At 72.4% G+C, this 22,552-nt stretch carries 22 protein-coding genes and 3 tRNA genes; 14 read left to right on the forward strand and 11 right to left on the reverse strand.

Annotated features, from left to right (window positions below):
• The first annotated feature begins 262 nt into the window (after window positions 1-262).
• The gene (locus tag ACGF4F_RS06010) at window positions 263-1,489 is read left to right on the forward strand and encodes an endo-1,4-beta-xylanase (RefSeq protein ID WP_393075405.1); all 1,227 of its coding nucleotides are present in this window, start codon (window positions 263-265) and stop codon (window positions 1,487-1,489) included.
• Window positions 1,490-1,737: 248 nt separating this feature from the next.
• On the forward strand, window positions 1,738-3,222 hold the full coding sequence (locus tag ACGF4F_RS06015) for a sugar transferase (RefSeq protein WP_393075408.1): 1,485 nt from the start codon (window positions 1,738-1,740) through the stop codon (window positions 3,220-3,222).
• A gap of 69 nt (window positions 3,223-3,291) precedes the next feature.
• Here the strand turns inward: ACGF4F_RS06015 and ACGF4F_RS06020 are convergent, their stop codons facing one another.
• Window positions 3,292-4,365: an LCP family protein gene (locus ACGF4F_RS06020; protein ID WP_357433991.1), complete on the reverse strand. Its 1,074-nt coding sequence runs from the start codon at window positions 4,363-4,365 to the stop codon at window positions 3,292-3,294.
• A gap of 126 nt (window positions 4,366-4,491) precedes the next feature.
• Between ACGF4F_RS06020 and ACGF4F_RS06025 the strand changes: the two genes are divergently transcribed.
• The gene (locus tag ACGF4F_RS06025) at window positions 4,492-5,325 is read left to right on the forward strand and encodes a class I SAM-dependent methyltransferase (protein ID WP_393075411.1); all 834 of its coding nucleotides are present in this window, start codon (window positions 4,492-4,494) and stop codon (window positions 5,323-5,325) included.
• A gap of 98 nt (window positions 5,326-5,423) precedes the next feature.
• On the opposite strand, the gene ACGF4F_RS06030 is transcribed toward ACGF4F_RS06025, so the two are convergent.
• The 3 genes from ACGF4F_RS06030 to bcp form a co-directional block, all read right to left on the reverse strand.
• Window positions 5,424-5,954, reverse strand: a complete 531-nt coding sequence (locus ACGF4F_RS06030; protein ID WP_393075414.1) for a GNAT family N-acetyltransferase — start codon at window positions 5,952-5,954, stop codon at window positions 5,424-5,426.
• Window positions 5,955-6,037: 83 nt separating this feature from the next.
• Window positions 6,038-6,112, reverse strand: a tRNA-Leu gene (locus ACGF4F_RS06035).
• 162 nt (window positions 6,113-6,274) lie between these two features.
• Complete coding sequence (bcp, locus tag ACGF4F_RS06040) at window positions 6,275-6,745, reverse strand: thioredoxin-dependent thiol peroxidase (protein WP_393075417.1); 471 nt, start codon at window positions 6,743-6,745, stop codon at window positions 6,275-6,277.
• Window positions 6,746-6,904: 159 nt separating this feature from the next.
• On the opposite strand from bcp, the gene ACGF4F_RS06045 reads away from it, so the two are divergent.
• From ACGF4F_RS06045 to ACGF4F_RS06060, 4 genes are read left to right on the forward strand one after another with little or no spacing between them, the layout of a single operon-like run.
• Window positions 6,905-7,624 carry an energy-coupling factor ABC transporter permease gene (locus ACGF4F_RS06045; protein WP_357433981.1) on the forward strand — a complete coding sequence of 240 codons (720 nt, stop codon included), beginning with the start codon at window positions 6,905-6,907 and terminating at the stop codon, window positions 7,622-7,624.
• A complete protein-coding gene (locus tag ACGF4F_RS06050) occupies window positions 7,621-8,070 on the forward strand; it encodes a PDGLE domain-containing protein (protein ID WP_393075420.1) in 450 nt (149 codons plus the stop codon). The genes ACGF4F_RS06045 and ACGF4F_RS06050 overlap by 4 nt, the downstream gene beginning before the upstream one ends.
• A gap of 13 nt (window positions 8,071-8,083) precedes the next feature.
• Window positions 8,084-8,854 carry a cobalt ECF transporter T component CbiQ gene (cbiQ, locus tag ACGF4F_RS06055; RefSeq protein WP_393075423.1) on the forward strand — a complete coding sequence of 257 codons (771 nt, stop codon included), beginning with the start codon at window positions 8,084-8,086 and terminating at the stop codon, window positions 8,852-8,854.
• Entirely contained in the window at window positions 8,851-9,624 is a 774-nt protein-coding gene (locus ACGF4F_RS06060; RefSeq protein WP_357433975.1) for an ABC transporter ATP-binding protein, read from the forward strand. Before cbiQ ends, ACGF4F_RS06060 begins: the two co-directional genes overlap by 4 nt.
• Window positions 9,625-9,630: 6 nt before the next feature.
• Here ACGF4F_RS06060 and ACGF4F_RS06065 read toward each other — a convergent pair whose 3' ends face one another.
• The 4 genes from ACGF4F_RS06065 to ACGF4F_RS06080 are packed head-to-tail and all read right to left on the reverse strand — an operon-like array spanning window position 9,631 to window position 12,587.
• Complete coding sequence (locus tag ACGF4F_RS06065; RefSeq protein ID WP_393075426.1) at window positions 9,631-10,737, reverse strand: hypothetical protein; 1,107 nt, start codon at window positions 10,735-10,737, stop codon at window positions 9,631-9,633.
• Window positions 10,734-11,450, reverse strand: coding sequence for a thioredoxin domain-containing protein (locus ACGF4F_RS06070; protein ID WP_357433971.1), 717 nt, complete (start codon window positions 11,448-11,450; stop codon window positions 10,734-10,736). Before ACGF4F_RS06070 ends, ACGF4F_RS06065 begins: the two co-directional genes overlap by 4 nt.
• Entirely contained in the window at window positions 11,443-11,967 is a 525-nt protein-coding gene (locus tag ACGF4F_RS06075) for a MauE/DoxX family redox-associated membrane protein (protein WP_357433969.1), read from the reverse strand. The genes ACGF4F_RS06070 and ACGF4F_RS06075 overlap by 8 nt, the downstream gene beginning before the upstream one ends.
• Window positions 11,968-11,999: 32 nt before the next feature.
• Window positions 12,000-12,587 (reverse strand): sigma-70 family RNA polymerase sigma factor, encoded by a 588-nt coding sequence (locus tag ACGF4F_RS06080; protein ID WP_357433967.1) that lies wholly within the window; start codon window positions 12,585-12,587, stop codon window positions 12,000-12,002.
• Window positions 12,588-12,710: 123 nt separating this feature from the next.
• Between ACGF4F_RS06080 and ACGF4F_RS06085 the strand changes: the two genes are divergently transcribed.
• From ACGF4F_RS06085 to ACGF4F_RS06100, 4 genes are all read left to right on the forward strand, one after another.
• On the forward strand, window positions 12,711-13,340 hold the full coding sequence (locus ACGF4F_RS06085; RefSeq protein WP_357433965.1) for a zf-HC2 domain-containing protein: 630 nt from the start codon (window positions 12,711-12,713) through the stop codon (window positions 13,338-13,340).
• A 44-nt stretch (window positions 13,341-13,384) separates the two neighbouring features.
• On the forward strand, window positions 13,385-15,100 hold the full coding sequence (locus ACGF4F_RS06090; RefSeq protein WP_393075431.1) for a copper resistance CopC/CopD family protein: 1,716 nt from the start codon (window positions 13,385-13,387) through the stop codon (window positions 15,098-15,100).
• A 15-nt stretch (window positions 15,101-15,115) separates the two neighbouring features.
• Window positions 15,116-15,853 (forward strand): YcnI family protein, encoded by a 738-nt coding sequence (locus ACGF4F_RS06095; protein WP_393075432.1) that lies wholly within the window; start codon window positions 15,116-15,118, stop codon window positions 15,851-15,853.
• 149 nt (window positions 15,854-16,002) lie between these two features.
• A complete protein-coding gene (locus ACGF4F_RS06100; RefSeq protein WP_393075434.1) occupies window positions 16,003-17,004 on the forward strand; it encodes a hypothetical protein in 1,002 nt (333 codons plus the stop codon).
• 234 nt (window positions 17,005-17,238) lie between these two features.
• Here the strand turns inward: ACGF4F_RS06100 and ACGF4F_RS06105 are convergent, their stop codons facing one another.
• The gene (locus ACGF4F_RS06105; RefSeq protein WP_393075437.1) at window positions 17,239-18,495 is read right to left on the reverse strand and encodes a glycosyltransferase 87 family protein; all 1,257 of its coding nucleotides are present in this window, start codon (window positions 18,493-18,495) and stop codon (window positions 17,239-17,241) included.
• A gap of 74 nt (window positions 18,496-18,569) precedes the next feature.
• Here ACGF4F_RS06105 and orn point away from each other — a divergent pair, with 74 nt between their 5' ends.
• Both orn and ACGF4F_RS06115 read left to right on the forward strand, forming a co-directional pair.
• On the forward strand, window positions 18,570-19,160 hold the full coding sequence (gene orn, locus ACGF4F_RS06110; protein ID WP_357433958.1) for an oligoribonuclease: 591 nt from the start codon (window positions 18,570-18,572) through the stop codon (window positions 19,158-19,160).
• A 102-nt stretch (window positions 19,161-19,262) separates the two neighbouring features.
• Window positions 19,263-19,338 (forward strand) — tRNA-His (locus ACGF4F_RS06115).
• A 100-nt stretch (window positions 19,339-19,438) separates the two neighbouring features.
• On the opposite strand, the gene ACGF4F_RS06120 is transcribed toward ACGF4F_RS06115, so the two are convergent.
• Both ACGF4F_RS06120 and ACGF4F_RS06125 read right to left on the reverse strand, forming a co-directional pair.
• Window positions 19,439-20,737, reverse strand: a complete 1,299-nt coding sequence (locus ACGF4F_RS06120; RefSeq protein ID WP_357433956.1) for an Ig-like domain-containing protein — start codon at window positions 20,735-20,737, stop codon at window positions 19,439-19,441.
• A 219-nt stretch (window positions 20,738-20,956) separates the two neighbouring features.
• Window positions 20,957-22,222, reverse strand: coding sequence for an Ig-like domain-containing protein (locus ACGF4F_RS06125; RefSeq protein ID WP_393075442.1), 1,266 nt, complete (start codon window positions 22,220-22,222; stop codon window positions 20,957-20,959).
• Between the two features lie 188 nt (window positions 22,223-22,410).
• On the opposite strand from ACGF4F_RS06125, the gene ACGF4F_RS06130 reads away from it, so the two are divergent.
• Window positions 22,411-22,486 (forward strand) — tRNA-Lys (locus ACGF4F_RS06130).
• Window positions 22,487-22,552 lie beyond the last annotated feature (66 nt).

Genomic DNA, 22,552 nt, shown 5'->3' on the forward strand with positions numbered 1-22,552 from the left:
CCCCGCGGTGCCGCCAGCCGGCAGCGCGTCCGGCGCGGCGGCGTATTCTCCGGGCGGCGCACCCTCTCGGGCGGTACGCCGTCGGCGACGCCAGACCGCCGGCCCGCCCGGGCCACGAACGGAGATGCGGGGGCCGTCCGCGATGGGAGAAGCGCCGACGCGGCAAGCCAGCGCGGACGCCGATCCGGGCCCGGCCCTAGGATGGGGTGGCCGACCGGATTAATCCGTCATGCCGTAGTCGCTGCATCACCTGAGGATGGTAATGGCCGAAAGCGCCCATGGCGGTGCCGTGCCCGCCACCGTGCCGAGCGAGACCGCCGGCCCGAAGGCGCGATCATCGGCGACTGCGGTGGCCGGGCCACCGTCACCCGCCGGCCGGGTCCGTCGGGCACGCCGCTGGATGGCGCTGGCGGCGGTGGTGACGCTCCTGCTCGGTGTCGCGGTGTCCTGTGTCCGAGGCCGTTCCGCCGATACTGACGAGCCGCACGTGAATGCCCCCGCATGGCGGGCGCCCTCGGCCTCGGAGCCCACCCTGCGCGGCCTCGCACTGCCGAACGTCCGGATGGGCACGGCCGTTGACGACCGCCTGCTGGCCGAGGACGAGCGGTACCGCACCACCCTGGCCTCGCAGTTCAACGCGATCACACCCGAGAACGCCATGAAGTGGTCGGTGCTGGAGCCCGCGCCGGACCACTACGACTGGGGCGCCGCCGACCGTCTGGTCGAGTTCGCCGAGGCCAACGGACAGGCCGTGTACGGCCACACGCTGGTGTGGTACGGCAGCCTCCCGTCGTGGATTGACGAGTCGTGGTCGCCGTCCCAGGTGCGCGCGGTGCTGCGCAAGCACGTCACCACCGTGGCATCCCGATACCGGGGCCGGGTCTGGGCCTGGGACGTGGTGAACGAGGTACTGGCCGAGGACGGCTCGTTGCGCGACACCATCTGGCTGCGCAAACTCGGGCCCGGATACATCGCCGACGCGTTCCGCTGGGCGCGCGAGGCCGACCCGGACGCCCGACTGTTCATCAACGAGTACGGCACTGAGGGCCGGACCAAGAAGTCGGACGCCCTGTGGCGATTGGTCCGTGACCTACGCGCCCAGGGCGTGCCGATCCAGGGAGTGGGCTTCCAGAGCCACCTCCGGGCGGACCAGCCCCCGACCGACATCCTGGGCAACTTGCGCCGCTTCGCCGCCCTCGGCGTGGTGGTGGCTGTCACGGAGCTGGACGTCCGGCTGAAGCTGCCGGCGACTCCGGAGAAGCTGGTCAGCCAGGCGTCGCTGTACCAGCGTGTGCTGGCCGCCTGCCTCGCCGTGCCCACCTGCGAGTCGTTCACCGTCTGGGGCTTCACCGACGCCGGCAGCTGGATCCCGCACCGCTACCAGGGGTACGGCGCCGCCTGTGTGTTCGACATGGGCATGCGGCCGAAGCCGGCTCACGGGGCGCTGGTGGCGGAGCTGCGCGAGCGAGAGTCGGCCTCGCCGGGCTGACCCGCGGCGCTTGCCGGCCGCCAGGTGTCCGGATCGCAGTGATCCGCAGTCGCGCTCGCCCACCGAGTGGGCCGCTCCACCACACACAATCCACCGAACCGCCAATGGTCAGCGAAACTGGCCAGGCATAAGGTGCACGTCGCGATCTGCCGACGGGGGCTGACGTAGGAAGGAAGATCGTGTCCCTGGATACCCGATCGCCCGCACCGTCCGCGCCGTCGAATACGGCGGCGAACCACGGTGCCGGCGTGATAACACCGTCGAACGGCTTTGCCCGGTCGGCCTTTGGGCGCCCGGCCACCCCACGTGTGAGCTGGCACCGGCCGTACGTGCTCTGGCTGCTGCTGCTCGACCTGCTCGCCGCGCTGGCGGCCAGCCGGACCGCGATAGACCTGCTTGAAGAGGCCGACGCCGGCTTCCGGAACCCGGCGGCGCCCGGCGGGGTCGACGGGGTCTTCGTGTTGGTGGCCAACCTCGGTATCCCGGTGGGATGGGTCCTGCTGCTCGCCGCCTGCGGTGCGTACGACCGCCGTGCGCTCGGCATCGGCACCGAGGAACTCAAGCGGGTGGTGCGGGCCGACATCGCGATGGCCGCGACCGTGTCCCTGCTTGCGCTCGGCTTCAAGAAGGACCTGTCCCGGTTGACGGTGCTCCTGGTCGTGCTGGCAGCCTTGGGCTACACGCTGATCGGCCGCTTCGTGGCCCGCACCGTGCTGCATTTCCTGCGCCGACACGGATCGCACGCGTCGCAGAAGATCCTCCTCGTCGGGAAGCTCTCCGACGCGATGGCGCTCTACGACGTGGCGATCCGCAATCCCGCCGCTGGGCTGCACCCGATCGCCATCCATTTGCCGCACCACCCGCGCCCCGGGGAGACGGTGACCGCACCTGTGCCGGTCTACGTCGGCTGGGAACTGGTGCCGCTCGTGCAGGAAATCGGCGCAGACACCATCGCCGTCTGCGGTCCAGCCAGCCTGGAGTCGTACGAGCTGCGCAAGCTGGCCTGGCAGATCGAGGGCACCGGGCTGGACCTCGTGGTGGTGCCTCAGGTCACCGACGTCACCGGCCCGCGCATCCACGTGCGTCCGGTGGAGGGCCTGCCCCTGCTCAACGTGGAGGAGCCGACGCTGTCGGGCCTGTCGCTGGTGGCCAAGGCGACCCTCGACCGGTTCACCGCCCTGGTCGGCCTGATTCTGCTGAGCCCGGTGCTGCTCGGCATCGCGCTGGCCATCAAGCTGACCGACCCGGGGCCGGTGATGTTCCGGCAGACCCGCATCGGGCACAAGGGCAAGGCATTCAAGGTCTGGAAGTTCCGGACCATGTACACCGATGCGGAACAGCGGCTCGAGGCCCTGCAGGACCAGAACGAGAGCGACGGGCTGCTGTTCAAGATGAAGGACGACCCCCGGGTCACGCCGATCGGCCGCCACCTCCGCGCGTTGTCGCTGGACGAGCTACCCCAGCTCATCAACGTGCTGATGGGCCAGATGTCGCTGGTCGGTCCGCGGCCGCTGCCCACCGAGGATGACGACTACCAGGGCGATGTGCGTCGACGCCTGCTCGTGCGGCCCGGCATCACCGGGCTCTGGCAAATCTCCGGCCGGTCGGACCTGACCTGGGACGACGCGGTACGCCTGGACCTGCACTACGTGGACAACTGGTCTCTGGCCTACGACCTCGGAATCCTGTGGCGGACCGTGAGCGTGGTCCTGGCTCGGCGCGGCGCCTACTGACGCCAAGGGGCGGCAGGATCACTCGACCCTGCCGCCCCGTTCACGTCGTCGTCCCGCCCACCGGGGCGGTCACTTCCGGGCGTACTGCTTGATCTCCTCCACCGCGTCCCGGCGCACCGCGTCGTAGCAGGCCTTCGCCCGGGCGGTGTCGGCGAGCACCACGCTCTCGGTGCCCTTCCGGCCGGTGCCCTTGGTCGGGCTGGTGAGGAACGACAGGTTGCTGCCCCGCACCCCGCGCATCTGCGTCCCCATGTCGAGCAACGACATGCCCTTGTCCACCGACACCGAACTCGACGTCGCCTTGACGAACGAGTTCAACTTGGCGGGGTTGGTGAGGATGCCACCGGAGGCGGCCTTGTCCAGGATGGCCTTGATGACCTGCTGCTGGTGGCGGATGCGGGCGAAGTCACCGTCCGCGAATTGCTTGCGCTGGCGGGAGTAGTCCAGCGCCGCCTCGCCGTCAAGCTGCTGCGGCCCGGCCTGGAAGGAGCGGTACGGCGGGTGGATCGACTTGAACGACTTCTCCACGTCGACGGTCACACCGCCGAGCGCGTCGATGATCTCCTTGAAGCCGGCGAAGTCGATGATCGCCACGTGGTCGATCCGGACCCCGGTGAACTTCTCCACCGTCTGCACCATGAGCGGTACACCGCCCCAGGCGAAAGCGGCGTTGATCTTCGCCTCCCGACCGCCGTGCTGGCCGTCCGCCGATCGCGGCACCGACACCCACGTGTCCCGGGGGATGGAGATCAGCTGGGCGCTCGACCGGTCGGCCGGAAGGTGCGCCACGATGATCGAGTCCGTACGCGACCCCTCGGTCTTCTCCGGGTCACGCGAGTCGCTGCCGAGAATCAGCAGGTTCTGGGCCCCCTGGGCGCCGGCCGCCGGCCGCTCCGCCTCGGGCACCCCGGTGAAGGCGTCGACCCGGTCGATGCCGGACTCCACCGACTTCAGGTAGATGCCACCGGCGATCAGGCCGCCACCACCCAAAAGCACCACCACCAGGAAGGTGATGAGCAGGACGCGCCGCCAGCGACGCCGGGGACGCTTCTGCGCGGCAGGCTCCACCTCGGACGGAACCTGGGTCGGGCCGGTTGGATCCACGTACGCCGGCTGATCGGCGTGCTGCTGGCCAGGAAACATGCGGGCGATGCTACTTACTCACGCTCTGCCGCGCGGACCCTCGTCCGACCGGCCACCTGCCGGCCACCCGGTTGGCGACAAAACTTTCCTCGCCAGTCGCCACCCCAACCTGATAAAACCGCACAGGTGGACGCAACGAAGCTCCGTCGGGCCATCGCCCGCACCCGGCTGGCCCCGGTCGCCGCCTTCCCGACCCGCCTGGCCAAGGTCGCCCGGCACGACGGCAAGGTGCTGCGCGCCTCCGCCCGCTGGCTGCTCACCTCTCGCGAGCATCACAACTACACGTACGACCTGACCAGCCTGAGCCAGCACCACCTCGCCTGGTTCGTCAGCGTCGTCTGCGACGTCCCCGTCGGGCAGGTGCGCGGCTGGTTCGCCGAACTCGAAGGCGACGACAAGCTGCGCGGGCACATCGAGACCGCCACCGTCACCGCGTCCCGGCGCGGCCTGGCCGACCGGCAGGTCCGCTACGCCCGCCGGATCGGCTGGTACGCCATCGTCCGCGCCCGCAAACCCGCCCACGTCGTCGAGACCGGCGTGGACAAGGGCCTCGGCAGCTGCGTCCTGGCCGCCGCCCTGCTGCGCAACACCGCCGAAGGGCACCCCGGCCGCCTCACCTCGCTCGACATCAACCCCGAGGCCGGCTACCTCGCCAAAACCACCCCGTGGGCCGACGTGGTCGACCTCGTCATCGGCGACTCCATCGCCTCCATCAACGCACTGGACCGGCCGGTCGACCTCTTCCTGCACGACAGCGACCACAGCCGGGGGCACGAGCAGCGCGAGTTCGCCGCGATCGAGCCGCAACTCGCCCCCGCGGCGATGCTGCTCACCGACAACGCCACGATCACCAACGTCCTCGCCCAGCACGCCGAACGCACCGGTCGCCGGTTCCTCGCATACCGGGAGACCCCGGCCCGGCACTGGTACCCCGGCGACGGGATCGGCGTCGCCTGGTGACGGTCGCGCCTTAACTCTCGGTCAGGCCGCTTGTCCGGGCCGCCAGAGCTCCGGCAGCATCGACCGCCCGGCTGCGGCTGCCGACATTGCCGGAATGGTCAGGCCGCTGCGGTGCCCAGGTCGAGCCACATCAAGACCTCGTCCCGCTCGTCGCCGGGGACGAGGCGCAGCGCGGCGGGGAGCCGGCCCACCTCCCGGTAGCCGAGCCGGCCGTAGAACGCGCCCAGACCCAGGCCGTCCCGCACCGTCACGTGCAGCGCCGCCAGGCCCAACTCCCGGCCGATCCGCTCGGCCTCGCGCATCAGCGCCGCGCCGTACCCCCGGCCCTGGGTGTCGGGATGGACCATCACCCGCTTGAGCACCCGCCAGTGCGTCTTCAGGTGGAACCGGTTGTCGGAGATGATCAGGATGCCGACCAGGTGGTCCCCCGCGTAGCCCACCAGCAGCCGGTCCGGCCCGTCGGCCAGACCCGCGAAGGTCTCCTCGGCGAGGGGTTGGACCTCGGTCGCCGTCACCGGGGCGACGAAGCCGACCGCGCCGCCGGCGTTGGTGACGTCCACCCAGAGCGCGACGATCTGCTCGCGCAACTCGGGGGTGAGTTCGGGGTCGAGGACGAAGCGCAGGTTCACGCCCGCCATCCTGCGGGAATGGCGCGGCGTGAACCCACCTTCGTGACCTTCACGACACCAGCTGACGCGGCGCCATGGAGACGTAGGGCCGGCGGGACTCGAACCCGCACTGGTGCGGACCTAAACCGCATGCCTCCTGCCAGTTGGGCTACGGCCCCTTCACGTGAACACTGTCGTCTTCCACGGCCATTCTGGCCTACGCCGCAGGCGTCTGCCGATCGGGGAAGCCGGTCGGTGTCACAGCCTCCGGATCGTAGACCACATCCGGAGCCACCACAGCCGCCAGGCGGTTGCCGGAGTAGGTGGCGGTCTGGACAGGTTCAGTCCAGGCCGAGGTCCCGGCGGAGCTTGGCGACGTGCCCGGTGGCCTTGACGTTGTAGAGCGCCCGCTCGATCTTCCCATCCTCGTCGATGACGAAGGTCGAGCGGATCACCCCGGTCACCGTCTTGCCGTACAGCTGCTTCTCGCCGTACGCGCCGTACGCGGTCAGCACGGCCTTGTCGGTGTCGGCGACCAGCGGGAAGGTGATGGCGTCCCGGTCGCGGAACTTCGCCAGCTTCTCGGGCTTGTCCGGCGAGATGCCCACCACCTCGAAGCCGGCGGACTGGAGCGAGGCGAGCGAGTCGCGGAAGTCGCACGCCTGCTTGGTGCAGCCGGGCGTCATGGCGGCCGGGTACGCGTACAGGATGACCTTGCGGCCACGCAGGTCGGCCAGGGAGAGGCTCCCGCCGCTGTCGGTGGGGAGGGTGAATTCGGGGGCGGGGTCGCCGGGGCTGAGGCGGTCGGTCATGGCGCAGACGATACCGCCGCATGGCCGGACCGGGACGGTGGCGACGCGCGGTGGCGTGATGGTCACCATGGCTTGTTGCAAGGGATTGGCAACAACAGGTCGTCGCAAATAAGCTGACCGTGTCGGCGTGGATCGTCCCGCCGCGTCCGGGGAGGTCGAGTGGACACACTGGCGATGCACATCTCGAACGGGATCATCGACGGTCCCGTCGCCGCGATCTTCGCCGCGTTCGCGCTCGCCGTGCTCGCCTTCTGCGTGCTGCGCGGGCGCCGCGACCTCGACGACCGGCTGGCCCCCATGGCGGGCCTGGTGGCCGCGTTCATCTTCGCCGTGCAGATGCTCAACTTCCCGATCTTCACCGCCGGCGTCAGTGGCCACCTGCTCGGTGGCGCCCTCGCCGCGCTGCTGGTCGGGCCGTGGGTCGGGGCGCTCTGCGTGGCCGTGGTCCTTGTCGTGCAGGCGCTCGTCTTCGGCGACGGCGGGGTGGCCATGCTCGGCCTCAACATCACCAACATGGCGATCCTCGGCACCGCCGCCGCGTACCTGCTGATCGCGCTGCTGCTGCGGGTGCTGCCGCGCACCACGGCCGGTCTCGGCGTCACCGGCTTCGTCGCCGCGCTGGTCAGCGTGGTGGTCGCCAGCCAGGGCTTCGTCCTGCAGTACTGGCTGGGCGGCACCGCCGACCTGGGCGGCAACCTCGCCGGCCTGGCCGGCACGATGGCCGGCGTCCACCTGCTGATCGGCATCGGCGAGGGCCTGATCACCGCGACCACGGTGGTCACCGTCGCGAAGGTCCGTCCCGATCTGGTGTACGCGCTGCGCGCCCGCAAGCCGGCTGTGCCGGCTCCCGCCGTCCCGGCCGCCGGAGGTGTCCGATGAGCAAGCGTCCCTGGCCCTTCATCCTCGGCGGCCTGCTGGTCGCCCTGCTGCTCGCCGGCGTGGTGAGCAACTACGCCTCGTCGCACCCGGACGGGCTCGACTCGTCGCTGCTGAAGGGCTGCACGGTGAACGCCGAGGACGAGATCACCGGCGGGAGCTGCCCGGCCCAGCAGGCCAAGGACCACGAGTTGGCCGACAGCCCGTTGGCCGACTACGGCGTCCGGGGCGTCGGCAACGGGTTCCTCTCGACCGGCATCTCCGGCGTGATCGGCGTGCTGCTCACCTTCGCCCTGGGCGGCGGCCTGTTCTGGCTGGCCCGCCGCCGGGGCCCGGCCAACGGCGCCCTCACCGATCCGGCCAACGGCGTCCCGACCGATCCGGCCGGTGGCGCCCGGACCGGGTCGGCGGCACGGGACGCCGGCGCGCGCCCCGCCGGCACCCGCTGAGGGACCCGCCGTCATGGGTGCCGGGCACGTGCACGTGCTCTATCGCGAGTGCGCCTCACCGGTGCACCGCCTCGCGCCGGAGGTGAAGATCGCCGCGATGGTGCTCTTCACCGTCGCGGTGGTCGCCACGCCCCGGGAGGCGTACTGGGCTTTCGGCGCCTACGCCCTGCTGGTCGCCGCCGTGGCGGCGTTGGCCCGGGTCGGGCCGCGCTGGCTGCTCAGCCGGGCGCTGATCGAGCTGCCGTTCGTGCTCTTCGCCTTCGCGCTGCCGTTCCTCGGCACCGGGGAGCGGGTCGAGGTGGCCGGGCTGAGCCTGTCCGTCGACGGGCTGCACGGCGCGTGGAACATCCTGGCCAAGGGCACGCTCGGCGTACTCGCGTCGCTGCTGCTGGCGGCGACCACGACGACGCGTGACCTGATCGTCGGCCTGGACCGGCTGCGCTGCCCGCAGATCCTCACCCAGATCGCCACGTTCATGCTGCGCTACCTGGACGTGCTGGTGGGCGAGGCCCGGCGGATGCGGGTGGCCCGGGTGTCCCGGGGCGACGATCCACGGTTCCTCTGGCAGCTCCGCGGTTTCGCCGCCGGGGTGGGCGCGCTCTTCCTGCGCGCCTTCGAACGTGGCGAGCGGGTCTACCTGGCGATGGTCTCCCGTGGCTACACCGGGCGGATGCCGGCGGTGTGGCAGGGCGCCGGCGCGGCCACCGCCGGGCAGTGGGTGGCCGCCGCGACGGTGCCGCTGGCTGCGGCCACCATCGCCGCCGTCGCGGTCGTCCTGAGATGATCGGGCACGTGCAGACACCTCCCTCGCTGGACGTACGCGGCGTCCGGTACGCGTACCCGGACGGCCACGTCGCCCTGCACGGGGTGGATCTGACCGTGCCGCGCGGGGAGCGGGTGGCGCTGCTCGGGCCGAACGGCGCTGGCAAGACCACGCTGGTGCTGCATCTCAACGGCATCCTCACCGCGACGGAGGGGACGGTCAGCGTCGGCGGCCTGACGGTGGGCCGGGACCGGGACACCCTCGCCGAGATCCGCCGCCGGGTGGGCATCGTCTTCCAGGACCCGGACGATCAACTGTTCCTGCCCACCGTCGCCGAGGACGTCGCGTTCGGGCCGGCCAACCTGGGGCTGCGCGGGGCGGAGCTGGCAGCCCGGGTCGACGAGGCCTTGGCCGCCGTGGGGATGAGCGAGCACCGGGACCGGGCGCCGCACCACCTCTCGTTCGGGCAGCGCCGCCGGGTGGCGGTGGCCACCGTGCTCGCCATGCACCCGGAGATCCTGGTCCTCGACGAGCCGTCGTCCAACCTCGACCCGGCCGCCCGGCGGGAGCTGGCGGAGATCCTGCGTGCGCTGCCGGTGACCCTGCTGATGGTCACCCACGACCTGCCGTACGCGGCGGAACTCTGCGACCGTTCGGTGATCCTGGACGCCGGCCGGATCGTCGCCGACGCCCCCACGCCCGAGATCCTCACCGACGACGCCCTGCTGGCGGCCCACCGCCTCGAGCTTCCCTACGGCTTCGACCCCCGCACCGCAGCCCGCCCCGCCTGACCCACCTCACCGGGCCAGCGTTGCGGTGGGGCGTGGGTCGCCCGGTGTGTGCCGCGCGGCGCGGGAGGCGGCGTGCAGGCGCAGGACGCCGGCGGCGACCGCACCCGCCCCGGTGGCCAGGATCACCGTCACCAGCACCCGGGCCAGGCCCGCCGGCCACAGCACCGGCACCACCGAGCGGGACAGCACGGCCAGGTTCGCCACCCCGGCGAAGAGGGCCAGGCAGGCCCCGGCCAGGGCGAGCGCGAAGTCGGCGGCCTCCCGGCGAGCCAGGGCGTATCCGCCGGCGGCGAGCGCGCCGAGCCCGGTGAGCAGCGTCCACACCTGCCCGCTGACCAGCTCGAGCAGCACCCCACCGGCGCCGGCGGCCCCGGCGTCCAGCGCCCGGCCGACGGTGAGCGCCACCGTGGCCAGCCCGCCGGCGGCGAGCAGCGCGCCCGCCGCCCGCAACGAGCGCGTACCGGCCGTCGAGCCGGCGGGGACCAGCCCCGCCGCGCCGATCAGCAGGAAGCCGAGCGTGGCGGCCACCCACCACGGGTAGGCGTCCGGCGGCGGCACCCAGTCCAGCGTGCCGCGTACCTCGATGGGCTGGTCGCCGGTGCGCAGCGGCACCACCCAGGCGCGGACCTGCTGCTCCCGGGCCGGGTCGGCGGTGACCTGCGGCGGCGGCGCCGACTCCAGCCAGAGCGTGCGCTGGTCGTGCCAGCGGGCCGTCGGCCCGGCGGAGATCCGCTGCCAGGTCGGCGTCGCCGCCGGGTCGGCCTGCGGGGGGAGCTGGGTGTCGCCGGCGATGGTCCGGTTCAGGTAGGTGGCGGGGGAGCGGGTGTTCTCATATACCCCGCCCGGCCCGATCCGCAGGTACGGCTCGCCGGAGTAGCCGATCACCTCGACGTCCCGCCCGGTGTGGTTGGTCAGCTCGAGCCGGGCGCCCGCCTCGACCATCCGGGCGGTGAGTCCGGGCGGGGCGGGGCTGAGCTCGATCACCGCGGCCCGGTAGTTGGTGCCGTCGGGGGCGTCCGCCCCGTGCGCGGCGGCCGGGGCGGCGAGGGCGAGGAGTGCGGTGAGAGCGGCGGTGAGCACCACCGCCGCCCGGCGCAGCGGTCGGGGGCTCACTTGCCGGCCGCCGCCACCGCTGCCTTGATCCCCTCGGGGCTCTTGTCCGTGAGCTCCTTGCCGTTGACCTTGATGGTCGGGGTGCCGGTGACGCCCGACTTGCTGGCGTCGTCCGTGACGTGTGCGGTCCACGCCTTGAACGTGCCGTTGTTGACGCACGCGCCGAAGTCGTCCCGGTTCAGCCCGACGCCGGCGCCGATGTCGATCAGCTCGGCGTCGCTCAGCCCGGCGCTGCCCTCCGGCGGCTGCTTGGCGAAGAGCTCGTTGGTGAACTCCTTGAACCTCGAGCCCTTGGCGGCGCAGCCGGCGGCGGCCGAGGCGCGGGTGGAGTACTGGGTGGTGGAGAAGCGGTTCAGGAAGGCCACCGGGTGGAAGATCACCCGCACCTTGTGGTCCCTGACCAACTCGTCGATGGTCGCCCCGTTGACCTGCTGGAACTGCTTGCAGACCGGGCAGAGGTAGTCCTCGTACAGGTCGATGGTGACGGGGCCGTTCCCGTCGAGGATGCCGGTGCCGCCGGCGTTGGCGCCGGGCGGGGCGGTGAATGTCTTCGACTGCTGGCTGGAGTAGACGGCCCAGCCGATCAGCCCGGCGATCACCAGCACCACCACCGCGGCGATCGACGTGATGATCGTGCGGGTGCGCCGCTTCTCCCGGGCGATCTGCGCGCGGACCACCTGGGCCGCCTTCTTCTGGCCCTTCCGACTACTCATCCTCGCCCTCCTCGGGTGCCGCGCCCGCCAGCCAGCCGTCCACCGAGAACGGGGTGCGGGGCCAGATCAGCAGGAATCCGGCCATGACCAGGAATCCCAGGTCCCGGAGGATCTCCGGGAGGTAGCTCGGGGCCTGCCCGGCGGCGAGTTGGCCGCCGCTGCCGAAGCACCCGCAGTCGATGGCCAGGCCGCGCGCCCAGGCCGAGGCGATGCCGGTGATGAAGACCACCAGCAGCGCCGTGGAGACGCCGGCGACCAGGCGGCTGGCCAGCCCGACGAGCAGGAGTACGCCGAGCGCCAGCTCCACGAAGGGCAGCGCGGCGCCGATCACGGTGGCCACCTCGTACGGCATGACCTGGTACGCGTTGACGGCGCGACCGGAGGCGGCCAGGTCGCCGACCTTGGTGGCGCCGGCGAACAACCAGACGGCGGCCAGCCCGAGCCGGACGGCGATGCCGAGCCAGGGTCGGACGGCGGGCCAGCGGATGGCCCGGGTGCTCGGTGCGGTCACGGTCATTGGTCGCCCCGGATCCGAGAAAAGTTCCGCCATCATCCGGCGAGGGCGTCGCCGACGGCGTCGATCAGCTCGCTGCGGGCCCGGGCGACGCGGGACCTGATGGTGCCCACCGGCACCCCCTCCACGGCGGCGGCCTCGGCGTAGGACAGGCCGAGCAGCTGGGTGAGCACGAACGCGCCGCGCCGTTCGGCGGGCAGCCGGCGGATCAGGTCGGTGGCGCCGAGCTGCCCGGCGGGGTCGGGGTACGGCCGCTCGGTGGCCGCGTGCGCGGCGAGCCGCTCGTCGAGCCGCCGCCGGCGGACCACGGTGCGCAGGTGGTCGGCGCAGGCCCGCCGGGCGATGCCGAGCAGCCAGGTACGCGCGGTGGACCGTCCCTCGAAGGCGGGCAGCGCCCGGAACGCCCGCAGGTACGTCTCCTGGGTCAGGTCGTCGGCACTGTCCGGGTCGACCAGGGCGGCGGCGAAGCGCCACACCTCGGCCTGGGTGGCCCGGACGAAGGCGGCCTGGGCCACCGGATCGCCGTCGCGGGCGGCCAGCGCCCAGTGCGTCGCCGGATCCGGCGCAGCGTCGAGCCCCGCCGCACGGTGGCCGGCGGAGCTGTCGCGCGGGGCGGGGATCACGACTGACGAGGTTACGCGGCGTACCGGGGTCGGGCAGGGTCCTTCGGCCCTTTCCGTGGTCCCGCCCACGTCGGGAACTTTTCCCCTCGGCTCTCCGACTACCCGCTCATGACGTGCGACGACGTGCGCGTGGCGCTCTCGGCCCGGCTGGACGGGGAGGACCCGCAGGCCCCGGCGGCGGCCCTGGAGGCGCACACCGGGTCCTGCCCGGGCTGCCGCTCCTGGCTGGCCCACGCCGAGCGGGTGACCCGGCTCACCCGGTTGCAGGCGGTGGACGTACCCGATCTGACCGCCCCGGTGCTGGCCGCCGTCGCCGCGGACCGGGCGGCGGCGCGGGCCGGTGCCGCGGCCGCCGGGCGGGCCCGGCGCCAGGTGCTCCGGGTGGCCGTGGCGGTGGCCGCGGCGGCGCAGTTCGCCATCGCGCTGCCGATCCTGCTGGCCGGGCTGGGCGTCGACGCGGACCCGCACACCAGCCGGGAGATGGCCTCCTTCGACGCGGCCCTCGCGGTCGGCTTCGCGCTCGCCGCCTGGCGGCCGGAGCGGGCCCGGGCGTTCCTGCCGGTGGCCCTGGTGCTGGCGGTCTGCCTGGCCGGCACCAGCCTGGTGGACATCGCCGCGTCGACCACCGCCGCCGTGCACGAGCTGGGCCACCTGGCCGCCGTGGTGCAGGCCGGCCTGCTCTGGGCGCTGGGCCGGGTCAGCGGCGAGCCGGACCGGCCCCGCTCCACCGCGCTCGCCGCCGGACGCGGATGATCAGGGGTCGCCGATCGCCGGTCGCGTCGGGAAGCATGTTGGTCATGACTGCTGCCGTACGCCGCCGGCCCGTGCCCGCCGCCGACCGCCGCCGGGCCGACCGACGGGCCGCCGCCGACCGCCACTGGGCCGCCCGGCTGGGGATCGTCGCCGGCCTGCTGGTCGTCCTGGTCGCCCTGCTGGTCGCCCCGGCCACCCCGGCCAGCGCCCACGCGGTGCTGGTGAGCACCAGCCCGACCGCCTCCGCCGTGGTGCCCGGCGCGCCGGCCGAGGTGGTGCTGACCTTCAGCGAGGGGGTCCGCAAGGTCCCGGGCAAGATCCGGGTGATCGCCCCCGACGGCTCCCGGGCCGACCGGGGCGAGCCGACGTTCAAGGACACGGTGGTGACCATCCCGGTCGACCCGTCCGGCGCGCGTGGCACCTACCTGGTCAGCTACCGGGTGATCTCCGCCGACAGCCACCCGGTCTCCGGCGCCTTCACCTACTCGGTGGGCGCCCCGTCGACGCCACCGACCGACACCGGTACGGACAGCCGCGCGAATCCGGTGGTGGAGAACGCGGTGAAGGTGGCGAAGTACGTCGGCTACCTGGGTCTGCTGCTGCTGGTCGGCCCGGCCCTGGTGCTGGCCCTGCTCTGGCCGCGCCGGCTGTCCCGACGCGGGCCGGCCCGGCTGGCCTGGTCGGGCCTGGGCCTGCTGGCCGTCGCGACCGTGGCCGAGCTGTGGTTGCAGGTGCCGTACACGGCCGGTGGTGGCCTGTTCGCCGTCACCGGGTCCGGTTTCGGCGACGTGCTGGGCAGTGCGTACGGCACCGCGCACCTGGTCCGGCTCGGTCTGCTCGCCGCGGCGGCGTTCCTGCTGCGGCCGCTCTTTGCCGGGCCGGTCGGCCGGACCGACGGGATCATCCTGGCCATCCTCGGCGGGGCGGCGCTGTTCACCTGGCCGCTGGCCGGCCACCCGGCCGCCTCGCCGGTGCCGGCGGTCTCGGTCGTGGTGGACGCGGTGCACCTGGGCAGCATGGCCGTCTGGCTGGGCGGCCTGGTGATGCTCGCGGTCTTCCTGCTGCGCCGGGCCGACGAGCGGGAGCTGGACGCGATCCTGCCGATCTGGTCCCGCTGGGCGGCCCTGGCGGTCGCGGCGCTGCTGCTCGCCGGCACCGTGCAGGGGCTGATCGAGGTGGCCACCCCGCAGGCGCTTTTCGACACCACGTACGGGCAGTTGCTGCTCGCCAAGATCGCTCTGTTCGTGCTGGTGATCGGGGTGGCCGCGTACTCCCGGTCGCTGGTGCGGCGGCGCACCGCGGCGGGCCGGCCCGGTTCGATGCGCCGGGCGGTGGTGGCCGAGCTGGCGATCACCGCGGTGGTGCTCGGCGTCACGGCCAACCTGGTGCAGACCACGCCGGCCCGCACCGAGGCCGCCAACGTGGCCGGTACACCCACCGGCTACTTCTCCACCACGCTGACCAGCCCGCTCTACTCGCTGCAGGTGGAGCTGGACCCGGCCCAGCGCGGCAACAACTCGATGCACCTGTACGCGTACACCAGCGACAACCGACCGCAGCCGGTGCAGGAGTGGAAGGCCACCGCCGCGCTGCCGTCGGCCGGGATCGAGCCGATCGAGATCCCGCTGCTGCCGCTGACCGACAACCACGCCACCGGTGAGATCAACCTGCCGGCGGCGGGGCAGTGGGTGTTCCGATTCACCGTCCGCACGTCCGACATCGACCAGGCCACGGTGACCGCCACCGTGCCGATCAAGTAGGAGAGGCTTCCGCCCATGTTCCGTCTTCGGCGTCCCGCCACCGCGGCCGCGCTCGCCCTCGCCGCCGTCGCCACCGCCGTGCTCGGCCTCGCCGGGCCGGCCTCGGCGCACGTCACGGTCAACCCGAAGGAGGCGACCCAGGGTGGCTACGGCCGCTTCGCCTTCCGGGTGCCGAACGAGAGCGACACGGCCTCGACCACCAAGGTGGAGGTCTTCCTGCCGGAGGACGCACCGGTCGGCTCGGTCTCCACCATGCCGGTGCCGGGGTGGACGGTGCAGGCGGAGAAGCGCAAGGTCGACCCGCCGATCGACGTGCACGGCAGCCAGCTCACCGAGGCGGTGGCCAAGCTGACCTTCACCGCGGCGTCGGGCGGCGGGGTCAAGCCGGGCGAGTTCCAGGAGTTCCCGGTGTCGATGGGGCCGCTGCCGCAGGTCGACCAGATGGTGTTCAAGGTGATCCAGACCTACTCGGACGGTAATGTGTCCCGCTGGATCGAGGTACCGACGCCGGGCAAGGAGGAGCCGGAGCACCCGGCCCCGGTCCTTAAGCTGACCGCCGCGTCGCCGTCCGCCTCGCCGGCGGCGAACGTGGCCGCGAACGCCTCGCCGGCCGCGTCCGGCGGTGACGACGACTCCGACGGGAGCGCCGGCACGGCCCTCGGCGTGGTCGGTCTGGTCGCCGGCCTCGCCGGTCTGGTCCTCGGTGGGCTCGCCTTCCTGCGTACCCGTCGGGAGCCCACGCCGAAGTCCTGACCTGCGCAGGTGCCGCCGGCCCGTCGGATCTTCCGACGGGCCGGCGTGCTTTCTGCGGTCCTGGGGGTGCTTGCCGTGGATATCCGGCGATTGTGCGGTTCGCGTCGGTAAGGTCGGCGGGTGGTTGGCTACCGAGGGAGAGGACGCGAATGCGGTTCGTGCGAACGATCGCCGGCATGCTGCTGTTGGCTGTGGGAATCCCGGCGCTCCTCGTGGGGGCCGGGCTCTGGACCGCGGCCCGGCACGCGAACCCGGACGGCGGCTTCGGCGCCCGCTTCGAGACGATCCGCACGCCCGGGCAGGCCGTCGTGGTCACCGACGTGGACGACCTGCTCCGCGCCGAGGCGCCCTTCGCCCGGACCGCACAGGCCCGCCTACGGCTGATCGCGCGGACCGCCGACGGGCCGGCCTTCCTCGGCCTGGCCCCGGCCGACCAGGTGGCCCGCTGGCTGGCGGCCGCCCCGCACGCCACCGTCAGCCGGGTCGCGTTGGCCCGCGGCCCGCTGCCGGTCCGCCTGGAGCCTGCCGGCCCGGCCACCGCCGGCACCGCCGCCACCGTCCCCGCCGAGCAGGGCTTCTGGGCACGCGAGGGGATCGGCGCGCTGGAGTGGAGCCCCGCCGAGCTGGCCGGCCGGTCGCTGAGCCTGGTGGTGATGCGGCCGGACGCGCGGGCCGACCTCGCCCTGGACCTGCGTGCCGAGCTGCGCGCCGGCTGGTTCCCCGGGATGGCGTGGGCGCTGCTCGCCGGTGGGGTGCTGCTGGTGGTGCTCGCCGTGCTGCTCCTGCTGCGCCCGGTCCGCCCGCGCGAGGTGGTCTTCGTCGTCGAGCCTGACCAGGTGCCGGTGCTCGCCGGACGGCTCGGGGTCAGCTCGCTCAGCGGGCTGGGTACGCCCGACGGGGTGGGGGAGCGGCCGGCCTGGCCGGAGCGGCAGCTGGTCGCCGTCGGCTCGGCGCCCACCGCGCGGTCCCGGGCCGCGATCGGCCCGGTGCCGAGCGGGCGCCCGAAGACCCTGGCGGACCTGCCCGCCGATCCGGCGTGGTCCTGGCCCCCGGCCGCCATGCCGGCGGCCCCCCGTCCGGTGGAGGTCCCGCCACGGGCGGCGTCGCCGCTGGACGCCGGGCCGGACGCGCTGGAGCCCGCCGACGGATAGCGCCGGCTTCCTGCGGCGTGGTGTCGCCACCCCCTCGGGCCGGCTGCCTGGGGCGTGGTTTCGGGAAACCGGCCCTGTGTCAGGCCGACAACGGCGGGTGGCCCTCCGCGCTGCCGACGCGGAGGGCCACCGTCACCGGGGGAATCGGTGCTACCTGGGAGAAACTTGAGGTAGTTGTGACCAGATTAGCGCCGAACGCCGCTGGTCGCGATGTCTGTCCATTTGGTGCAAGTTTCAGCTTGCCCCGGTCCGGTCCCTGGCCGGCCGCCGGGTTGGCAGCGCCGCCAGCAGCACCAGGCTGAGCAGCACGTACGCGTTGCGCGCGACGAACTCGCCGAAGCTGTCGGTACGCGCCGGCGCCACCCCCCAGTCCAGGAAGGTGACCACCCCGTAGATGATCACGAAGGCGCCGCCGATCGCGACGCTGAGCTGCCAGCGGCGCCGCCGGGCACCCGCCACCGTGCCCCGGTCGGCGTCCAGCGCCGAGTCGACCAGCACCACCACCGCCGGGATGAACCAGTACAGGTGGTGCGTCCAGGTGATCGGGCTGACCAGGCCGCCGACCAGGCCGGTCAGGGTGACCCCGACCAACGCGTCCCCGGCCCGGGCGGCGCGGGCGGCCCGCCACAGCCCGTACCCGGCGACCACGACGACCAGCAGCAGCCAGGGCAGCTGAGCCGGCTTCTCCGGGGCGGTGATCCGGCTGAGCAGGCCGAACAGCGACTGGTTCCCGGTGTAGTCGGTGCGACCCACCCGGTCGGTCGCCCACAGCTCGTGGGTCCAGAACCGCCACGAGTCGCTCGGCGCCACCGCCGCGGCCAGCAGGGTGGCCAGCGCCGCGGTCGCCGAGGCGACCACCGCCGCCCGCCAGCGCCGGGTGGCCAGCAGGTAGAGCACGAAGATGCCGGGAAAGAGCTTGAGCGCCGCCGCCAACCCCACGCCCACCCCGGCCCAGGACCGCCCCCCGGGTACGGCGAAGAGCAGGTCGGCCAGGATCAGCACCACCAGCAGCATGTTGATCTGCCCGAAGGTGAGGGTCTCCCGGGTGCTCTCCACCGCGAACACCAGCAGCACGGCCACCGTGAGGGTGAACAGCCGGGGCAGGTCGTGCCGCTTGATGACCGGGATCACCAGCCAGCGGGTCGTCACCACCACGCCCAGCACGGTCAGCACCGTGAAGATGGTCACGGTGGCGCCGAGCGGTAACAGCGCGAACGGCCGCAGCAGCAGCGCGGCGAACGGTGGGTAGGTGAAGTAGAGCGCCCCCTGCACCCGGTCCGGCTGGACGTAGTCGTAGAGCGGGTGGCCGGCCGCCCACCAGTCCATCGCCCGCATGTAGATCTTCAGGTCGAAGAAGTCGTGGACCGTGCCGGGCAGGTAGAGCGCCGGCAGCACCGCCGCGAGCGCCACCACCGTGACGAGCCGACGGGCCGTACGGCCGCCCGGATCGTCCTCGGTGACGGCGGGTGGTGCGACAGGTTCGGCTGGCACGGGGCAAACCCTACTGGTCCATCTCTGCCATGGTGCCGAGGCGCGGGCGGATCGGTGGCGCGTAGTCTGATCCGGTGGCTGATCTTCTCGTCTGGATCGACTGTGAGATGACCGGGTTGGACCTCGGCCGGGACGCGCTGATCGAGGTCGCCGCGCTCGTCACCGACCCCGACCTGAACGTGCTCGGGGAGGGCGTGGACGTGGTCATCCACGCCGACGACGCGGCGCTGGACGGGATGCCGGAGATCGTGCAGACCATGCACGCCAAGTCCGGGCTCACCGAGGCCGCCCGCCGTTCCACGGTCACCCTCGCCGAGGCCGAGGACATGGTGCTCGACTACATCACCACGTACGTCAAGGACTCCGGCAGCGCGCCGCTGTGCGGCAACTCGATCGCCACCGACCGTGGGTTCATCGCCCGGGACATGCCCCGCCTCGACGCGCACCTGCACTACCGGATGATCGACGTCTCCTCGATCAAGGAGCTCTGCCGGCGCTGGTACCCACGGGTGTACTTCGGCCAGCCGCAGAAGGGGCTGGCCCACCGGGCCCTGGCGGACATCCGGGAGAGCATCCGGGAGCTGGAGTACTACCGGCGGACCATCTTCGTCCCGCTGCCCGGCCCGGACGTGGAGAGCGCCAAGGCGATCGCCGCCCAGCTCTGAGCCTCCGCCCGGCGGCCGACCGGAACCCGGTGGACGGGGACGGCAGGGGTGTGGCTATTATTAGTCCGCGCCCCGCCCGGGTCGACCGGCGCGGAGAGCATGGTGGCTGTAGCTCAGTTGGCAGAGCACCGGGTTGTGGTCCCGGTTGTCGTGGGTTCAATTCCCATCAGTCACCCCAGCAACTGAGGCCCCCTCTTCCGGGAGGGGGCCTCAGCCGTTTCAGGGCCGAGAAGCGCCGGAGCCCCCTCCGTCGGGAAGGGGCTCCGGGTACGCGTTGGTCAGGCGTTCGGCGTGGCGCTCGGGTCCGCGCTCGGGCTGGTGTCGTCACCGGGCTGCGCCGGCGGCTCGTACGGCAGAGCGCTGCCCTTGACGTACTCGTCCCAGCTCATGTTCCAGTCGGTCCAGCCGTTGCCGTTCTGGAGCTTGCGCTCGGTGCCCTTCACCGTGATCGGATCGCCGATCCGGGTGTTGGCGAAGAGCCAGGCGCCCTCCTTCATCGAGACGTTCACGCAGCCGTGCGAGACGTTGACCCGGCCCTGCACCCCCTCCGACCAGGGCGCGGCGTGGATGAACTCGCCGCCCCAGGTGAGCCGCTGGGCGAAGTCGATGTCGGTGCGGTAGCCCTCCTCCGGGCCCAGCTCCTCGCGGGTGTCGAAGACCGTCTTGCGGAGCTTCTCGATCACCACCATGGTGCCGCTGGACGACGGGGTGGTCTTCTTGCCGAGACTCACCGGGATCGTCCGGATCACCTTGCCGTCCTTGGTGACCGTCATCCGCTTGGTGCGGTTCTCGACGGTCATGACGAACGACGGGCCGATCTTGATGTCGACGGTCAGGTCGGCTCGGCCGTACCAGCCGTCGCCGAGCGGGAGCCCGCCCGCCTGCACCCGGTACGACACCGTGCTGTTGGCCCGCCAGAACGTCTTCGGCCGGTAGCGCACCTCGGTGGGGCTCGCCCAGTGCCAGATGCCCTCCTGGGCCGGCTTCGCGGTGACCGTCATCCGGCGTTGCACGTCGTCCCGGTAGTCCTGCGGGATGGCCCGGCTGAACCTGACGATCAGCGGCATGCCCACGCCGACCACCTGGTTGTCGGCGAGGAAACTGCTGACCCGGACCTGCTTGCCCGGCTTGGCCATGGTGGTGAAGGTGCTGGTCGCCGTCGCCGGCTTGCCGTCGTCGCCGGTCGCGGTCACCGTCGCGGTGTACGTCTCGCCGTACTTCAGGGCACCGGCGGGGAGCCAGCTCTTCCCGTCCTCCGCGAGCGCGCCCTCGACGACCGTGCCGGCGGAGTCCTTGAGCTCGACGGCGGTCTCCTTCGCCTCCTTCGTGGTGAAGGTGATGGCGGTCGAGGCGGGCACGTCCTTGGCGTCGGCCACGGGCTCGCTGATGGTGGCGGCCGCCTTCGGGCCCTCCTCCCCGCCATGCCAGCTCGACGGCTTGTCGCCGCCGCCACCGCCGCCGGTGCAGGCGGAGGTCAGCGCCATCGCGGCGGCGAGCACCGCGGCAGCGAACATCCGGCGCCCCGTGCCGCGCCGGGCGGTGCCGCGCCGGATCAACTCATCCTGGCTAGCTCGCATGGTTCCCCCACAGTCGTCATCCCCGGTCCCATCGTCCTCTACAGACGCGCGGGTACCCTTACCCGTTGCCGGAAGTGAACCGAAACACGCCGGGCGCGACGTAACGATTCGGGTATGTTACGGCGCTTCATGAACCGGGCTCGTCTCTGCCTCGGTCCGGCGCGGCCTGACGGCCGCAGGCGGTGGCCCGGCGGGTGCCACCGCGCCGCCGCCGATCATTCAGAAGGCCGGTCCCGAACCCCCGTCGGGCACCGGCAGCGCGCTGCCCGCGACGAACTGCGACCAGTTCATGCTCCACGCCGTCCAGCCGTTGCCCGGCGCCAGCTTCCGCTCGGTGCCCCGGACGGTGATCGGGTCGCCGACCAGGGTCTGGCCGAACAGCCACCGTCCGCTCGCCATCGAGACGTTCACGCAGCCGTGCGACACGTTCCGACGCCCCTGCACGCCCTCGGACCAGGGCGCGGCGTGGATGTACTCGCCACCCCAGGTGATCCGCTGAGCGAAGTCGATCTTCGTGACGTACCGGTTCTGCGGGTCCGGGTCGTCCCGGGTGTCGAAGACCGTCGACTCCTTCTTCTCCATCACCACCATGGTGCCGCTGGAGGAGGGGGTGCTCTTCTTGCCGAGGCTCACCGGCAGGGTGCGGACCAGGGCGCCGTTCTCGTACACGCTCATCTTCTTGGTCGCGTTGTCGACCTTCATCTCGAAGGCGCGCCCGATCTTCGCGGTCGCGCTCCGGTCGACGTTGCCGTAGCGGCCGTTGCTCAGCGGGATCCCGGCCAGCGCCAGCCGTACGGTGATCGTGGTGCCCGGCTTCCAGTACTCCGGTGCCCGGTAGTACGCCTGCGTGCCGTTGTCGACCCAGTGCCACGCGCCCGGCTGCGGCGGATCGGTCTGCACGAACATCCGCTTCTGCACCGCGGCCCGGTCCTTCTTCGGGATGCCCGGCGAGAACTCGGCGACCACCGGCATCGCCACGCCGTACGTCTTGCCGCTGAACAGGTAGAGCCCGGAGCCGATCATCGACTTCGGCTTGGCCATCGTGGTGAAGGTGCTGGTGCCCTGGTGGGTCTGGCCGTCGGTGCCGGTGCCGGTGACCGTGGCGGTGTACCGGGTGGCGTACTTCAGCGGGGCGGAGGGCACCCAGGAAGAGCCGTCGCGCCGCAGCCGGCCCGCCACGGTGGTGCCGTTCGCCGCGGTGAGCACCACCTCCGACACCTTCCCGCCGCCGGGAACGGTCGCGCTGATCTCGGTGCTGACCGGGCGCTTGTCCGACCCGTCGGTCGGGTTCACCTTCAACGGTGCCGCAGCTGTGCCCGCCGGTTCGCTGGTCGGGCTGCCCGCTATGGCGCCCGGTACGACCTGCTGCTGCCCGTCAGCCCCGGCTGCCGGCTTCTTCTCGTCGCCCCCGCAGCCGGTCAGTGCCAGCGACGCCGTGAGAACCAGAGCGCCCAGCATCGCCCCGGCCCGCCCGAACCTGCCCATCCCCACCTCTGTTCTCGCGTGCCTGGCGCACATCGTGCCGTATCGCTGCCATGGCGTTGGGCCCCTTGCGCCTGCGGGCGGGAGATTTTGTACGGTTCTGCCCGTTAAGCTCGGCCGAAGGGGGGAGCCCGGGATCGGATTGGAACCCGGGTCGGGGGCCGTGCTAATGTTCTCCCCGTTGCCAGCGAGCGCCGCTAGCTCAACTGGCAGAGCAGCGGACTCTTAATCCGCGGGTTCGGGGTTCGAGTCCCTGGCGGCGCACCAGCAAACATCTGGGCATTCATCCTCAACGGATGGGTGCCCAGACGTCATTTCTGGGGACGTGAAGGT

Origin of the sequence: Micromonospora sp. NPDC047740 (assembly GCF_043204735.1) — a bacterium.
In the GTDB taxonomy this organism is placed as follows: Bacteria; Actinomycetota; Actinomycetes; order Mycobacteriales; family Micromonosporaceae; genus Micromonospora.

What these genes read in the sequence shown, in the direction of transcription:
- cbiQ (WP_393075423.1), top strand. Translation starts at nt 8,084, where the DNA reads ATGGGTGCCGGGCACGTGCACGTGCTCTATCGCGAGTGCGCCTCACCG.
- ACGF4F_RS06095 (WP_393075432.1), top strand. Translation starts at nt 15,116, where the DNA reads ATGTTCCGTCTTCGGCGTCCCGCCACCGCGGCCGCGCTCGCCCTCGCC.
- ACGF4F_RS06090 (WP_393075431.1), top strand. Translation starts at nt 13,385, where the DNA reads ATGACTGCTGCCGTACGCCGCCGGCCCGTGCCCGCCGCCGACCGCCGC.
- ACGF4F_RS06050 (WP_393075420.1), top strand. Translation starts at nt 7,621, where the DNA reads ATGAGCAAGCGTCCCTGGCCCTTCATCCTCGGCGGCCTGCTGGTCGCC.
- ACGF4F_RS06120 (WP_357433956.1), bottom strand. Translation starts at nt 20,737, where the DNA reads ATGCGAGCTAGCCAGGATGAGTTGATCCGGCGCGGCACCGCCCGGCGC.
- ACGF4F_RS06125 (WP_393075442.1), bottom strand. Translation starts at nt 22,222, where the DNA reads ATGGGCAGGTTCGGGCGGGCCGGGGCGATGCTGGGCGCTCTGGTTCTC.
- ACGF4F_RS06020 (WP_357433991.1), bottom strand. Translation starts at nt 4,365, where the DNA reads ATGTTTCCTGGCCAGCAGCACGCCGATCAGCCGGCGTACGTGGATCCA.
- ACGF4F_RS06070 (WP_357433971.1), bottom strand. Translation starts at nt 11,450, where the DNA reads ATGAGTAGTCGGAAGGGCCAGAAGAAGGCGGCCCAGGTGGTCCGCGCG.
- ACGF4F_RS06075 (WP_357433969.1), bottom strand. Translation starts at nt 11,967, where the DNA reads ATGACCGTGACCGCACCGAGCACCCGGGCCATCCGCTGGCCCGCCGTC.
- ACGF4F_RS06010 (WP_393075405.1), top strand. Translation starts at nt 263, where the DNA reads ATGGCCGAAAGCGCCCATGGCGGTGCCGTGCCCGCCACCGTGCCGAGC.
- ACGF4F_RS06100 (WP_393075434.1), top strand. Translation starts at nt 16,003, where the DNA reads ATGCGGTTCGTGCGAACGATCGCCGGCATGCTGCTGTTGGCTGTGGGA.
- bcp (WP_393075417.1), bottom strand. Translation starts at nt 6,745, where the DNA reads ATGACCGACCGCCTCAGCCCCGGCGACCCCGCCCCCGAATTCACCCTC.
- ACGF4F_RS06060 (WP_357433975.1), top strand. Translation starts at nt 8,851, where the DNA reads ATGATCGGGCACGTGCAGACACCTCCCTCGCTGGACGTACGCGGCGTC.